Origin of the sequence: Geodermatophilus sp. Leaf369 (genome assembly GCF_001424455.1) — a bacterium.
GTDB lineage: Bacteria > Actinomycetota > Actinomycetes > Mycobacteriales > Geodermatophilaceae > Klenkia.
The window spans coordinates 207,865-221,792 of sequence record NZ_LMQA01000003.1; the positions used below are offsets into that span (position 1 = coordinate 207,865).

14 protein-coding genes are annotated in these 13,928 nt (G+C 71.7%); 3 read left to right on the top strand and 11 right to left on the bottom strand.

What is annotated here, in order from left to right; genetic code table 11:
• Window positions 1-90: 90 nt before the first annotated feature.
• From nucS to ASG36_RS15350, 3 genes are all read right to left on the bottom strand, one after another.
• Window positions 91-762, bottom strand: coding sequence for an endonuclease NucS (gene nucS, locus ASG36_RS15340; protein WP_055765697.1), 672 nt, complete (start codon window positions 760-762; stop codon window positions 91-93).
• A gap of 46 nt (window positions 763-808) precedes the next feature.
• Window positions 809-2,152 carry a dicarboxylate/amino acid:cation symporter gene (locus ASG36_RS15345; RefSeq protein ID WP_235495067.1) on the bottom strand — a complete coding sequence of 448 codons (1,344 nt, stop codon included), beginning with the start codon at window positions 2,150-2,152 and terminating at the stop codon, window positions 809-811.
• A gap of 172 nt (window positions 2,153-2,324) precedes the next feature.
• Complete coding sequence (locus ASG36_RS15350) at window positions 2,325-3,098, bottom strand: enoyl-CoA hydratase-related protein (protein ID WP_055765705.1); 774 nt, start codon at window positions 3,096-3,098, stop codon at window positions 2,325-2,327.
• Between the two features lie 63 nt (window positions 3,099-3,161).
• Between ASG36_RS15350 and ASG36_RS15355 the strand changes: the two genes are divergently transcribed.
• The gene (locus ASG36_RS15355) at window positions 3,162-3,890 is read left to right on the top strand and encodes a YqjF family protein (RefSeq protein ID WP_055765708.1); all 729 of its coding nucleotides are present in this window, start codon (window positions 3,162-3,164) and stop codon (window positions 3,888-3,890) included.
• On the opposite strand, the gene ASG36_RS15360 is transcribed toward ASG36_RS15355, so the two are convergent.
• Window positions 3,877-5,877 carry a protein meaA gene (locus ASG36_RS15360; RefSeq protein ID WP_055765711.1) on the bottom strand — a complete coding sequence of 667 codons (2,001 nt, stop codon included), beginning with the start codon at window positions 5,875-5,877 and terminating at the stop codon, window positions 3,877-3,879. The genes ASG36_RS15355 and ASG36_RS15360 overlap by 14 nt on opposite strands.
• 138 nt (window positions 5,878-6,015) lie before the next feature.
• Here ASG36_RS15360 and ASG36_RS15365 point away from each other — a divergent pair, with 138 nt between their 5' ends.
• On the top strand, window positions 6,016-6,339 hold the full coding sequence (locus ASG36_RS15365; RefSeq protein WP_055765714.1) for a hypothetical protein: 324 nt from the start codon (window positions 6,016-6,018) through the stop codon (window positions 6,337-6,339).
• Here ASG36_RS15365 and murA read toward each other — a convergent pair.
• Window positions 6,336-7,619: a UDP-N-acetylglucosamine 1-carboxyvinyltransferase gene (gene murA, locus ASG36_RS15370; protein ID WP_055765717.1), complete on the bottom strand. Its 1,284-nt coding sequence runs from the start codon at window positions 7,617-7,619 to the stop codon at window positions 6,336-6,338. The two genes, ASG36_RS15365 and murA, sit on opposite strands and share 4 nt — an antisense overlap.
• Window positions 7,620-7,708: 89 nt before the next feature.
• Here murA and ASG36_RS15375 point away from each other — a divergent pair, with 89 nt between their 5' ends.
• A complete protein-coding gene (locus ASG36_RS15375) occupies window positions 7,709-8,326 on the top strand; it encodes a cob(I)yrinic acid a,c-diamide adenosyltransferase (RefSeq protein ID WP_055765720.1) in 618 nt (205 codons plus the stop codon).
• Here the strand turns inward: ASG36_RS15375 and ASG36_RS15380 are convergent.
• The 6 genes from ASG36_RS15380 to atpA form a co-directional block, all read right to left on the bottom strand.
• On the bottom strand, window positions 8,323-8,727 hold the full coding sequence (locus ASG36_RS15380; protein WP_055765723.1) for a DUF2550 domain-containing protein: 405 nt from the start codon (window positions 8,725-8,727) through the stop codon (window positions 8,323-8,325). The genes ASG36_RS15375 and ASG36_RS15380 overlap by 4 nt on opposite strands.
• Window positions 8,728-8,758: 31 nt before the next feature.
• On the bottom strand, window positions 8,759-9,148 hold the full coding sequence (locus ASG36_RS15385; RefSeq protein ID WP_055765726.1) for a F0F1 ATP synthase subunit epsilon: 390 nt from the start codon (window positions 9,146-9,148) through the stop codon (window positions 8,759-8,761).
• Window positions 9,149-9,234: 86 nt separating this feature from the next.
• Window positions 9,235-9,450, bottom strand: a complete 216-nt coding sequence (locus ASG36_RS15390; RefSeq protein ID WP_055765729.1) for a hypothetical protein — start codon at window positions 9,448-9,450, stop codon at window positions 9,235-9,237.
• A 268-nt stretch (window positions 9,451-9,718) separates the two neighbouring features.
• Window positions 9,719-11,164 carry a F0F1 ATP synthase subunit beta gene (atpD, locus tag ASG36_RS15395; protein WP_055765732.1) on the bottom strand — a complete coding sequence of 482 codons (1,446 nt, stop codon included), beginning with the start codon at window positions 11,162-11,164 and terminating at the stop codon, window positions 9,719-9,721.
• 61 nt (window positions 11,165-11,225) lie between these two features.
• Entirely contained in the window at window positions 11,226-12,197 is a 972-nt protein-coding gene (locus ASG36_RS15400) for a F0F1 ATP synthase subunit gamma (protein ID WP_055765735.1), read from the bottom strand.
• 4 nt (window positions 12,198-12,201) lie between these two features.
• Window positions 12,202-13,839, bottom strand: coding sequence for a F0F1 ATP synthase subunit alpha (gene atpA, locus ASG36_RS15405; protein ID WP_055765738.1), 1,638 nt, complete (start codon window positions 13,837-13,839; stop codon window positions 12,202-12,204).
• Window positions 13,840-13,928 lie beyond the last annotated feature (89 nt).

The following is a 13,928-nucleotide window of genomic DNA, read 5'->3' on the forward strand; positions in this document are numbered from 1 at the left end:
CGACCTCGTCGTCGCAGCCCGTGCCGCCGGAGTCTGCCAGACCTGGTTACTGGCCGGTAACCACCATGGCGGTGACGGTCACCCGACCCGTCAGAACAGCCGGGCGGACGGGTCGTCGGTGCCCTTCAGGACGGCGTAGTCGACAGTGAGGCAGTCGATCCCCCGGTCGGCGGCCAGCACCCGGGCCTGGGGCTTGATCTCCTGGGCGGCGAACACGCCCTTGACCGGGGCCAGCAGCGGGTCGCGGTTGAGCAGCTCCAGGTAGCGGGTCAGCTGCTCCACGCCGTCGATCTCCCCGCGCCGCTTGATCTCCACCGCGACCACGGCGCCCCCGGCGTCCCGGCACAGCAGGTCGACCGGCCCGATCGCGGTGGGGTACTCCCGGCGCACCAGCGACCAGCCGGCCCCGAAGGTCTCCACGTGCAGGGCGAGCAGCCGCTGCAGCTCGGCCTCCACGCCGTCCTTCTGCAGGCCGGGGTCGGGCCCCAGCTCGTGCTTGACGTCGTGCACCACCGACTCGATGGTGACGATGAGCTGCTCACCGGCCTTGTTGGTCACCGTCCAGGTGCCCGCACCGTCGACCAGCTCGTCCCTCAGGGAGCACGGGGGGCTCATCCAGTTCAGCGGCTTGTAGGCCCGGTCGTCGGCGTGCACCGACACCGACCCGTCGGCCTTCACCAGGAGCAGACGGGTGGCCAGCGGCAGGTGGGCGGTGAGCCGACCGACGTAGTCCACGGAGCACTTCGCGATGACCAGACGCACGGGCGCCGACGCTACCGCGCCGACGCCCGTGCTCCGTACCGGTGACTCAGACCGTGGCGGGCTGCTTCTCCGCGTCGGTCTCGCCCAGCGAGCGGATCGGGTCGACCGTCGAGGTCGAGTCGAAGACCGCCCGGTCGAGGATGCCCTCGCGCTTGGCGACGATCGTGGGCACCAGCGCCTGGCCGGCGACGTTGGTCGCCGTCCGGCCCATGTCGAGGATCGGGTCGACGGCCAGCAGCAGGCCGACCCCGGCCAGCGGCAGGCCCAGGGTGGACAGCGTGAGCGTCAGCATGACGACCGCGCCGGTGACCCCGGCGGTGGCGGCGGAACCGACGACCGACACCAGGGCGATGAGCAGGTAGTCGGTGATCCCGAGGTCCACGCCGAAGAACTGGGCCACGAAGATCGCGGCCAGCGCCGGGTAGATCGCCGCACAACCGTCCATCTTCGTCGTCGCACCCAGCGGGACGGCGAAGGAGGCGTAGCTGCGCGGGACGCCCAGGTTGGCCTCGGTGACCCGCTCGGTCACCGGCAGCGTCCCGATCGAGGAGCGGGAGACGAAGCCCAGCTGGATGGCCGGCCAGGCGCCGGCGTAGAACCGCTTCGGGGAGAGCCCGTGCAGCTTGAGCAGCACCGGGTAGACGACCAGCAGCACGATGGCGAGCCCGGCGTAGACGGCACCGACGAAGACGCCCAGCGAGCCGAGGGACTCCCAGCCGTAGCTGGCCACGGCGTTGCCGATCAGGCCCAGGGTGCCCAGCGGGGACAGCAGGATGACCCACCAGAGGACCTTCTGCACGATCGCCAGGGCCGAGCGGGTGAAGGACAGGAACGGCTCGGCGGCCTGACCGACCTTGAGCGCGGCGATGCCGACGGCGACCGAGACGACGATCAGCTGCAGCACGTTGAACGACAGCGAGCCGTCGGCGGAGCCCTCCAGGCCCAGGATGTTCGAGGGCACCAGGCCGGTGAGGAAGTCCCACCACGAGCCGGTGCTCGAGGGCTCGGCGGCGGCGGACTCTGCGACCGAGCTGTTGCGGCCGGGCTGGGTCAGCAGGCCCAGCGCGATGCCGATGCCCACGGCGATCAGCGCGGTGATCGCGAACCACAGCAGCGTCTGCCCGGCCAGCCGGGCGGCGTTCCCGACCTGCTTGAGGTTGGCGATGCTGACGATGATCGCGGTGACGATCAGCGGGATCACGATGACCCGCAGCAGCCCGACGAACGTCGAGCCGATGGTGTCCAGCGTCGAGGTCAGCCAGTTCTGGTCGGTGCCGGGGACCAGCTCGCCGTCGACGAACGAGCCGGGCACGGTGCCGATCGAGCGGGCCAGCAGGCCGAGGAGCACGCCGAGGACGAGGGCGATGCCGACCTGGGCCGCGAAGGGCACGCGGCGGAGGCGAGAGAACACGGGTGGGGCCTTTCGGGAGGGGACGGACGGCGGGGCTGCGCCGTCGTCAACCCTCCGAGGTCACCCGACCGAAGTCGACGACCCTCCGCTTGGTCAGCCACAGGTCACGCACACGGAGTCCAACCACGCGGGCGCTCAGGTCTTCCCGCCCTCAGTCGGTCCACACCGCGTGCCGCTTGCCCAGGAAGGCGGCCATGCCCTCGCGCGCGCCGTCGAGCTGGGACGCCGCGGCCATCACCTCGACGGCCTGGGTGTAGGCGTCGCGCTCGGGCCGGTCGAGCTGGGCGTACATCGTCTGCTTGCCCCACGCCTTGGACGCCCGCGAGCCGCGGGTGGCCCGGGCCATCAGGTCGGCCACGGCGTCGTCGAGCTCGTCGTCGGGGACGACGCGGTTCACCAGCCCCCAGTCCAGCGCCGTCCGGGCGTCGATGACGTCCCCGGTCAGCGCGAGCTCCATCGCCCGCTTGCGGCCCACGTTCCGGGCGATCGCGACCATCGGGGTGTGGCAGAACCAGCCGCCCTTCCCGCCCGGGGCGGCGAAGCCGGCGGACTCCGCGGCCACCGCCAGGTCGCAGGAGGCGACCAGCTGGGCCCCGGCTGCCGTCGCCAGCGCGTGCACGCGGGCCAGCACCACCTGGGGCACCTCGTGCAGGGTCTGCATGAGCTCGGTGCACAGCACCAGCAGCGAGCGGACGTCGGCCAGCGGCTGGTCGGCCACGTCGGCGAAGTCGTGGCCGGCGCTGAACACCGGCCCCTCGGCGGCGAGCACGATGCCGGTGGCGTCGGAGCCGCCCACCTCGGTGACCGCGGCCAGGAGCTGGGTCAGGTGCTCGCGGGACAACGCGTTGCGCCGGGCCGGCCGGGCCATGGTGATGGTGACGACGTCCTCGTGCCGCTCGACCCGCGGCGCACCCTCGGTGGTCATGTGACCGACCACACCACGCCCCGGGGGCGGTGTCGAGTCCGCCGTCGTGGGCATCCTCGACAGGTGCAGCCCGAACCCGTCACCACCACGACCCCCCGCCCGGTCGAGCGCACCCTGTTCACCCAGGGCTGGCGCGACCTGGCGTTCCTGCACTGGGCGGTCGACCCGGCACTCGTCGCCCCGCACCTGCCGGCCGGCACCGTGCCCGACACCCTGGACGGCGTCACCTACGTCGGGCTCATCCCGTTCCGGATGCGCCGCATCGGGTTCTTCGGCCTGCCCGGGCTGCCGTACCTGGGCTCCTTCGCCGAGACCAACGTGCGGCTCTACTCGGTGGACGAGCGGGGCCGGCGCGGCGTCGTCTTCGCCTCGCTGGAGGCCGACCGGCTGCTGCCGGTGGCCGCCGCGCGCTGGGCCGCGCGGCTGCCCTACGTCTACGCCCGGATGCGGGTGACCCGGGACGGCGACCTGCGGCGCTACACCTCGCTGCGCCGCTGGCCCGGCCCGGTGACGGCGCACAGCGCGATCACCGTGCGGGTCGGCGAGGCCATCACCGACCCCGGCCCCGTCGAGCGGTTCCTCACCTCCCGGTGGGGCCTGCACGAGCCGTTCTACGGCCGCACCGCCTACTGGGCCAACGAGCACCCGGAGTGGCCGCTGCACCGCGCCGAGCTGGTCGAGCTCGACGAGTCGCTGACCGCCGCCGCCGGGGTGCCGGTCACCGGCGCCCCGGACAGCGTGCTGTTCTCCCCCGGCGTCGACGTCCGGTTCGGCTGGCTCAGCTCACGCTGAGTTCGTTGGCCTCGCGGACGACGTCGACGATCTGGCCCATGATGTCGGTCATCCCGAAGTCCTTGGGGGTGAAGACCCGGGCCACGCCCTGCTCGCGCAGCACCCGCGCGTCGGCGTCGGGCACGATGCCGCCGACCACCACCGGGACGTCGTCCAGCCCGGCCTCGCGCAGCCCGGCCAGCACGGCGGGGACCACCTGCAGGTGCGAGCCGGAGAGCACCGACAACCCGACGACGTGCACGTCCTCCTCGACCGCGGCCGAGACGATCTGCGCCGGGGTCAGCCGGATCCCCTGGTAGACGACCTCGAAGCCGGCGTCCCGGGCCCGGACGGCGATCTGCTCGGCGCCGTTGGAGTGCCCGTCCAACCCGGGCTTGCCGACCAGGAAGCGCAGCCGGCCGCCCAGCTCCTCGCCGGTGGCCCGCACCCGCTCGCGGACGTCGGTCAGCGACACGTCGGCCTCCCCGGTGCTGGCCGCCGACACCCCGGTGGGTGCCCGGTACTCCCCGAACACCTCGCGCAGCACCCCGGCCCACTCCCCCGTGGTCACCCCGGCGCGGGCGCAGTCCAGCGTCGCGGCCATCAGGTTGGTGTCGGTGCCCGCGGCCTCGCGCAGCGCCTGCAGGGTGGCCCGGGCGCGGTCGTCGTCCCGGTCGGCCTTCCACTGCTCGAGCGCCCGCTGGGCGGAGGCCTCCACGGCCGGGTCGACGGTCTGGATCGCGGTGTCCAGGTCGGCGGTCAGCGGGTTGGGCTCGGTGGAGGTGAACCGGTTGACCCCCACCACCACGTCGTCCCCGGACTCCATCCGGCGGCGACGATCGGCGAGCGAGCCGACCAGCTCGCCCTTCATGTAGCCGGTCTCGACGGCGGCGACGGCACCGCCCATCTCCTGCACCCGGGCGATCTCGGCGCGGGCGCCCTCGACGAGCTCGGCGACCTTGGCCTCGACCACGACCGAGCCGGTGAACAGGTCCTCGTACTCCAGCAGGTCGGTCTCGAAGGCCAGCACCTGCTGCAGCCGCAGCGACCACTGCTGGTCCCAGGGCCGGGGCAGCCCCAGCGCCTCGTTCCAGGCCGGCAGCTGCACCGCCCGGGCCCGGGCGTCCTTGGACAGCGTGACCGCGAGCATCTCCAGCACGATCCGCTGCACGTTGTTCTCCGGCTGGGCTTCGGTGAGGCCCAGGGAGTTGACCTGCACGCCGTAGCGGAAGCGCCGCTGCTTGGCGTCGGTCACCCCGTACCGCTCGGCCGTCAGCTCGTCCCAGAGCTGGCCGAAGGCGCGCATCTTGCACATCTCCTCGACGAACCGGACCCCCGCGTTGACGAAGAAGGAGATCCGGGCGACCACCTCGCCGAAGCGTTCCTCGGGCACCTGGCCGGAGTCCCGGACGGAGTCCAGCACCGCGATGGCGGTGCTCATCGCGTAGGCGATCTCCTGCACCGGCGTCGCCCCGGCCTCCTGCAGGTGGTAGCTGCAGATGTTCACCGGGTTCCACTTGGGCATCGTGGTGACGGTGTAGGCGACCATGTCGGTGATCAGCCGCATCGACGGCGCCGGCGGGAAGACGTAGGTCCCGCGGGAGAGGTACTCCTTCACGATGTCGTTCTGCGTCGTCCCGGTCAGGGCGGCGACGTCGTGCCCGTGCTCCTCGGCGACGGCCTGATACAGCGCCAGCAGCCACATCGCCGTGGCGTTGATCGTCATCGAGGTGTTCATCTGGTCCAGCGGGATGCCGTCGAACAGCGCCCGCATGTCGCCGATGTGGCTCACCGGCACCCCGACCTTGCCGACCTCGCCCACGGCGAGCTCGTCGTCGGGGTCGTAGCCGGTCTGCGTCGGCAGGTCGAAGGCGACCGAGAGACCGGTCTGGCCCTTCTCCAGGTTCCGCCGGTAGAGGGCGTTGGACTCGACGGGTGAGGAGTGACCGGCGTAGGTGCGCATGACCCAGGGGCGGTCGCGGTCCTTCGGCGCTGAAGGGAACGGCATGTCCGCGGATCCTAGGGCTACCGGCCGGTAGCGACCCTGTTGCACACGTCACGCCCAGCTCTCCCCCGGCCCGTGCACCGGTGGCACACTCGGATCGGTCCACTCCCCCGTGGACGACGAGCCCGAGGGAGCACCGCCGTGCCGATCGACGCCGGCAGCCTGCACTACGCCGTGGGACCGGCCATCGCCGGCGTCATGCTGCTGGTGCTGTCGTTCTTCCTGCGCTGGGCGTTCGCCTCGAACACCCCCAAGGCCACGAAGGCGCCCTCCGCCGACGACGGGCTGCTCACCCGGGTGGCCACGCTGAGCAGGCGGGAGTCCGCCCTGGCCCTGCGGGCCGTGCTGTCCGACGCCGGGATCCGGTCGACGGTCCGCTTCCCCGCCCCGCACCGGGCCGACGTCCTGGTCTTCCCCGAGGACGCCGGTCAGGCCCGCGTGCTGGCGAGCTCCTTCACCAACTAGTCGCGGGTGGTCCGCTCGACGGTGGCGCCCAGCCCGCGCAGCTGCTCGACGAAGTCGGGGTAACCGCGGTCAACGTGGTGCACGTCGGCGACCTCGGTGACGCCGTCCGAGCACAACCCGGCCAGCACGAGGCCGGCCCCGGCCCGGATGTCGGTGGCCAGCACCGGGGCGCTGGAGAGCTTCTCCCGGCCGCGGACGACGGCGTGGTGCCCGTCGATGCGGACGTCGGCACCCAGGCGCACCAGCTCGTTGACGAACATGAACCGGCCCTCGAAGACGTTCTCGGTGATCAGCGCCGTCCCGGTGCTGACCGCCGCCAGCGCCACCGCCATCGGCTGCAGGTCGGTCGGGAAGCCGGGGAACGGCAGGGTGACGACGTCGACGCAACGCGGCCGGTCGGCCATCGCGACCCGGACCCCGCCCTCGACCTGCTCGACGGTCGCGCCCGCGGTGACCAGCTTGTCCAGGGCCACGTGCAGGTGCTCCACGGCGGCGCGCTCGATGACGACGTCGCCCCGGGTCATCACCGCCCCGATCGCCCAGGTGCCGGCCACGATCCGGTCGGGCACGGTCGTGTACTCGACCGGGTGCAGCTCGGTGACGCCCTCGACGGTGATCGTCGAGGACCCCGCACCGGAGATCTGTGCGCCCATCGCGCTGAGCATCGCGCAGAGGTCGACGATCTCGGGCTCGCGGGCGGCGTTGTCGACCACCGTGGTGCCCTCGGCCAGCACCGCGGCCATCACCAGGTTCTCCGTGGCCCCGACCGACGGGAAGTCCAGCCAGATGGAGGTGCCGACCAGCCGCGGGGCGGTGGCGATGAGGTAGCCGTGCTCGCTGACGATCGTGGCGCCCAGCCGTTCGAGGCCGGCCACGTGCATGTCCAGCCCGCGCGAGCCGATCGCGTCACCGCCGGGCAGCGCCACCTTGGCCGTCCCGCAGCGGGCGACCAGGGGACCCAGCACGCTGATCGAGGCACGCATCCGGCGGACCAGGTCGTAATCGGTCTCGCTGGAGGGCATCTCCGGGACGTCGACGACCACCCGGCCGCCCCCGCCCCCGCGGCCGTCGGTGTACCGCTCGAACGTCACGCCGCAGCCCAGCCGGCGCAGCACCTCGCTCATGATCGCCACGTCGAGGATGTCCGGGACCTCCTCCAGCGTCGTCCGTCCGCTGGCCAGCAGCGCCGCCGCCATCAGCTTCAGCGCGCTGTTCTTGGCACCGGTCACCCGGACCCGTCCGCGCAGCGCCGTCCCGCCGGTCACCTGGAAGCACTCCACGCAGAGCACGGTACGTCGGCCCGCTGCAGGGTCCCGCTGCGCGCCTGCGAGGAGTGGGGGGCAGCGGGTCCTGTCACTAGGGTCGGGGCATGACCGTCCGGCTGACCCGCATCTACACGAAGACCGGCGACGCCGGCCAGACCCACCTCGGGGACATGAGCCGGGTGGCCAAGACCGACGTCCGGCTGGCCGCCTACGCCGACGTCGACGAGACCAACGCCGTCATCGGCATCGCACTGGCCGTGGGGGCACCGACACCCGAGCTCACCGAGCTGCTGCGCAGCGTGCAGAACGACCTCTTCGACGTCGGGGCCGACCTGTGCACGCCGATCACGCCGTCGCCGGAGTTCCCGCCGCTGCGGATCACCGCGGCCTACACCGAGCGGCTGGAGGCGGCCTGCGACGAGCACAACGAGGCGCTGCCCAAGCTGAACTCGTTCATCCTGCCCGGCGGCACGGCGCTGGCCGCGTTGCTGCACCAGGCCCGCACGGTGACCCGACGGGCCGAGCGGAGCGTGTGGGCCCTGCTGGAGGCCGACGCCGAGCGCACCAACGAGGAGACGGCGAAGTACCTCAACCGGCTCTCGGACCTGCTGTTCATCCTGTCCCGGGAGGCCAACCCGGGCGGGGACGTGCTGTGGGAGCCCGGCGCGCACAGCGGGGTGCACGCCCAGCGGGCCGCGATGTCCGAGCGACCGACGGACTAGCGCCCGAGCGGGGGCGCCGACTCGATCCAGGAGAGGAAGCCGGTCACGGTCGAGGTGTCCATCGCCAGCTCCTGGGGGCCGGCGCCGGTGCGGCAGATCAGCACCTGGCTGTCCTGCGGCACGGCTCCGTCCTCCGGCGTCGGGCGGCGACGGCCCTCGACGTGGAACTCGGTGCGGCACAGCCGTTGGTTGGGGCGCACCGACAACGACAGGGCCCGGTACCAGAGCAGCTGCTCACCGGAGTACCAGGCCACCCCCACCGACCAGCGGGGTGAACCGACCGGACGCAGCCACATGGTGACCGCGCCGAGGCCGGAGAGCAGGAAGTGCCGGCGGAGCAGGAACGTGGCCACCAGGGCCACGAGCAGGACCCCGGCCAGGACCAGCAGCAGCGTGGTCACGGTCGCGGGGTCCAGGCTCGGCGGGAGGGGCTCAGGCGTCCTGGCCGGCGGCGCGGAGCCGGGACTGGGCCCGGCGCGCGGCGGCGAGGGTCTCCTCGTCGTCCTCGGCGGCCTCCGCGCGGCGCAGCGCCTCGCGGGCCCGCTCCACGTCGATCTCGGTGGAGATCTCCGCGGTCTCGGCGAGGATGGAGACGCCCTTCTCGGTGACCGAGAGGAAGCCGCCGTGCGCGGCGACGACGAGCTCGTCGCCGTCGACCGGCTTGATCCGCACGACGCCGCCGGGAGCCAGCTCACCGAGCAGCGGGGCGTGGCCGGGCAGCACACCGAGCTCGCCCTCGGTGGTGCGGGCGACGACGGTGCTGGCCTCGCCGGACCAGATCTTGCGCTCCACGGCAACGAGCTCGACCTGCAGGGTCGCCACGACACTCCTCGGGGGTCCACCGGACGAACCGGTGCGCTGGTCACCAGACGGCGACGGGTCCCCCACAGCCTAGCGGTGGCCGATGGTCAGTGGCCGCGGCGGTAGAGCAGCGTCCAGCGACCCACCCGCACGAGCGGACGACGGACGATCGAGCTGGGTGCCCACTCCACGCAGTCGAACCGGCGGCCACCGGCGGGCTCGAGCGGTGCGTAGGGCGGCCAGCTCCAGTCCATCGGGTCGTCGACGTCGGCGGACGCGCTGATGGTCGCCGCCGGTGCACCCGGTTCGCTGTCGTTCCCCACGGTCGTTCCTCACCACTGTGCCCGGTCCACCCGGGCTCCTGCTGTCATGTTCGGTCGCACGGGCGCCCGAGACGCACGCGTACCGCATCCTCCACCCGGAAGGGTGACACGGACCAGGCGCGCGGGGGTCTGACGGACCGCTGCACTGCGCTCCCGTACGTGCCGACCCTAGCCCCGAGGCGGGGGTCACCCCTCCCCGGCACGCACGACGGCCGGGCCCCCGTGCGGGGACCCGGCCGTCGTGGTGGGTGGTGCCTGAGCCGGTGGCTCAGCCCTTCTTGAGCTTGTCGGCGTTGCGCTCGAGGTCCTCGAGCCCACCGCACATGAAGAAGGCCTGCTCCGGCACGTGGTCGTACTCGCCCTGGGTCAGCGCCTTGAACGCCTGCAGGGTCTCAGTCAGCGGCACGTAGGAGCCCGGCTGCCCGGTGAAGGCCTCGGCCACGAACATGTTCTGGGACAGGAAGCGCTCGATGCGACGGGCCCGGTTCACGGTGACCTTGTCCTCCTCACCGAGCTCGTCGATGCCGAGGATGGCGATGATGTCCTGCAGCTCCTGGTAGCGCTGCAGGATCCGCTTGACCTCCGACGCCGTGTCGTAGTGCTCCTGCCCGACGTACTGGGCGTCGAGGATCCGGCTGGTGGAGTCCAGCGGGTCCACGGCCGGGTAGATGCCCTTCTCCGAGATGGGCCGCGACAGGTTCGTCGTGGCGTCCAGGTGGGCGAACGTGGTGTGCGGCGCCGGGTCGGTGATGTCGTCGGCGGGCACGTAGATCGCCTGCAGCGAGGTGATGGAACGCCCTCGCGTCGAGGTGATCCGCTCCTGCAGCTCGCCCATCTCGTCGGCCAGGGTCGGCTGGTAGCCCACCGCGGAGGGCATGCGGCCCAGCAGCGTGGAGACCTCGGAGCCGGCCTGGGTGAACCGGAAGATGTTGTCGATGAAGAGCAGGACGTCCTGGTCCTTCTCGTCACGGAAGTACTCCGCCATCGTCAGCGCCGACAGGGCCACGCGCAGACGCGTGCCCGGCGGCTCGTCCATCTGGCCGAAGACCAGGGCGGTGGAGTTGATGACGCCGGACTCGGTCATCTCGGTGATGAGGTCGTTGCCCTCACGGGTGCGCTCGCCGACACCGGCGAACACCGAGACGCCACCGAACTCCTGGGCGACGCGACGGATCATCTCCTGGATGAGGACCGTCTTGCCGACGCCGGCCCCGCCGAACAGGCCGATCTTCCCGCCCTTGATGTAGGGCGTGAGCAGGTCGATGACCTTGATGCCGGTCTCGAGCAGCTCGGTGCGACCCTCGAGCTGGTCGAACTTGGGCGCGTGCCGGTGGATGGTCCAACGCTCGCCGTCGTCGCCGTAGCCGGGGGTGTCCATGCACTCGCCCAGGGCGTTCCACACGTGACCGGTGACGGCGTCGCCGACGGGCACCGAGATGGCCGAGCCGGTGTCGCGGACCTCGGCACCGCGGACCAGGCCGTCGGTGGGGGCCATGGAGATGGTGCGGACCACGTTGTCACCCAGGTGCTGGGCGACCTCGAGGGTCAGCGTCTTGCCCAGGTCGGCGAGGGTGACGTCGACCTTGAGGGCGTTGAACAGCTCGGGCATGGCGTCGCGGGGGAACTCGACGTCGACGACCGGGCCGGTGACCCGGACGACGCGGCCGGAGCCGGTGGTCTCGCTCGTGCTCGGACGGTCCTCGGTGAGGGTCATCGTGTCGCTCTCCTGGCTCGGTGGGTCGTGCTCGCGTGCAGCGTGGTGGTGCGGGCGGACATCAGACGTCCGACCCGGTGGAGACGAGGGCGTCGGCACCGCCGACGATCTCGCTGATCTCCTGGGTGATCCCGGCCTGGCGGGCGGCGTTCGCCTGCCGGGACAGGTTCTTGGCCAGCTCCTCGGCGTTGTCCGAGGCCGACTTCATCGCCCGGCGGCGCGAGGCCGACTCCGACGCGGCGGACTCGAGCATCGCCGCGTAGATCCGGGTGCTGATGTACTTCGGCAGCAGCGCGTCCAGCAGCGCCTCGGCCGAGGGCTCGAACTCGTAGGACGAGGTGGGACCGTCGCTGGCCTTCTGGCCGGCCGCGGCTTCCTCGCGCTCGTGCTCGAACTCGTCGACCTCCTCCACCTCCAGCGGTGCCATCCGCTTGGCGACGGGCACCTGCGCCAGCAGCGAGCGGAACTCGGTGTAGACGATGTGGAGCTCGTCCACGCCCTCGATCCCGTCGGCGCCGCCGCCGGCCTCGTCGTCGTCCAGGCCCGCGGTGAAGGCCTCGATCAGCGTGCTGCCGACGGCCTGGGCGTCGCTGTAGTTCGGCTGCTCCGAGAACCCGGTCCAGGTCTCCTCGACCGGACGGTCACGGAAGCGGTAGTACGTCTCGCCCTTGCGACCGACGACGTAGAGGACCGGGTTCTTGCCCTCGCTGCGCAGCAGACCGAGGAGCTCCTCGGTGCGACGCAGCACGTTGACGTTGTACGAGCCCGCGAAGCCACGGTCGGAGGTGATCACGAGGACCCCCACCCGACCCGGCTTCTCCCGCTCGGTGAGGAGCGGGTGGTCCAGGCTCGCCGAGGACGCCAGCGCCGAGAGCACCCGGGTGATCTCCCGGGCGTAGGGCTTGGAGGCCTCGACCCGGTTCTGGGCGCGCACGATGCGGGCACCGGCGATCAGCTCCTGGGCCGAGAAGATCTTCTTCGTCGACCGGGTGGAGCGGATGCGGCGCCGCAGCGCGCGGAGGGAAGCAGCCATCGGGTCAGGCCTTCTTCTTGACCTGGACGCGCTCCTGGCCGCGCTCGGACGCGTCCATGGCCTCGACCTCGGGCTCGTTGACCTGCAGCGACTCGCCGTCGCTGGTGGTGAACTGGCCGTAGAAGGCCTCGACGGCGTTCTCCAGGTTGCGCACCGTGTCGTCCTCGAGCTTCTTGGTGTTCCGGATCGCGTCCAGGGCACCGGAGTCACCGCGGGACACGGAGTCCAGGAACTCGGACTCGAAGCGACGCACGTCGGCGACCGGGACGACGTCGAGCTTGCCGGTCGTGCCCAGCCACAGCGAGACGACCTCGCGCTCGACGGAGAACGGCTGGTACTGGCCCTGCTTGAGCAGCTCGACCAAGCGCTGACCGCGGCTCAGGGTGGCCTTGGAGGTGGCGTCCAGGTCCGAGGAGAACGAGGAGAACGCCTCGAGCTCACGGAACTGGGCCAGGTCCAGCCGCAGCCGGCCGGCGACGGACTTCATCGCCTTGATCTGGGCGGAACCACCGACGCGGGACACCGAGATGCCCACGTTGATGGCCGGGCGCACACCGGAGTTGAAGAGGCCGGTCTCCAGGAAGATCTGGCCGTCGGTGATCGAGATGACGTTGGTCGGGATGTACGCCGAGACGTCGTTGCCCTTGGTCTCGATGATCGGCAGACCGGTCTGCGACCCGCCGCCGAGCTCGTCGGACAGCTTCGCGCAGCGCTCGAGCAGACGGGAGTGGAGGTAGAAGACGTCGCCGGGGTAGGCCTCACGGCCCGGGGGACGACGCAGCAGCAGCGAGACCGCGCGGTAGGCCTCGGCCTGCTTGGAGAGGTCGTCGAACACGATCAGGGTGTGCTTGCCCTCGTACATCCAGTGCTGACCAATGGCCGAGCCGGTGTAGGGGGCGATGTACTTGAAGCCGGCCGAGTCCGAGGCGGGAGCCGCGACGATGGTCGTGTACTCCATCGCGCCGGCCTCCTCCAGGGAGGACTTGATCGAGGCGATCGTCGAGCCCTTCTGGCCGACGGCGACGTAGATGCAGCGGACCTGCTGGGCCGGGTCACCGGTGGCCCAGGCGGCCTTCTGGTTGATGATCGTGTCGATCGCGATCGCCGTCTTGCCGGTCTGGCGGTCGCCGATGATCAGCTGACGCTGGCCGCGGCCGATCGGGGTCATGGCGTCGATGGCCTTGATCCCGGTCTGCATGGGCTCGTGCACCGACTGCCGCTGGACCACCGAGGGGGCCTGCAGCTCCAGGGCGCGCCGACCGGTGGAGGCGATCTCGCCGCCGCCGTCGATGGGCTCGCCCAGCGGGTCGACGACGCGACCGAGGAAGGCGTCGCCCACCGGCACGGAGAGGACCTGACCGGTGCGCTTGACCGTCTGGCCCTCCTCGATGGAGGCGAAGTCACCCATGACCACGACGCCGACCTCGCGCACGTCGAGGTTCAGGGCCAGGCCACGCACGCCGCCCTCGAACTCCAGGAGCTCGTTGGTCATGACCGAGGGCAGGCCCTCGACACGCGCGATGCCGTCGCCGGCCTCGGTGACCGTGCCGACCTCCTCGCGGGAGACGTCGGACTCGTAGTCACTGACGTAGTTCTGGATGGCACTGCGGATCTCGTCCGCGGAGATCGTGAGCTCTGCCATGGCCCTGGGTGTCCTCTTCCCTGCTCCGGTGCTGTCTGGGGTGGTGCCTGCGCCGTCGGGCGCGGTGATCGGTCGTGCCGGGTGCTTGC

Bases quoted from the DNA above. Each gene is read 5' to 3' on its own strand.
- ASG36_RS15350 (WP_055765705.1), bottom strand. From the start codon at position 3,098: ATGACCACCGAGGGTGCGCCGCGGGTCGAGCGGCACGAGGACGTCGTC.
- ASG36_RS15360 (WP_055765711.1), bottom strand. From the start codon at position 5,877: ATGCCGTTCCCTTCAGCGCCGAAGGACCGCGACCGCCCCTGGGTCATG.
- ASG36_RS15375 (WP_055765720.1), top strand. From the start codon at position 7,709: ATGACCGTCCGGCTGACCCGCATCTACACGAAGACCGGCGACGCCGGC.
- atpD (WP_055765732.1), bottom strand. From the start codon at position 11,164: ATGACCCTCACCGAGGACCGTCCGAGCACGAGCGAGACCACCGGCTCC.
- ASG36_RS15400 (WP_055765735.1), bottom strand. From the start codon at position 12,197: ATGGCTGCTTCCCTCCGCGCGCTGCGGCGCCGCATCCGCTCCACCCGG.
- atpA (WP_055765738.1), bottom strand. From the start codon at position 13,839: ATGGCAGAGCTCACGATCTCCGCGGACGAGATCCGCAGTGCCATCCAG.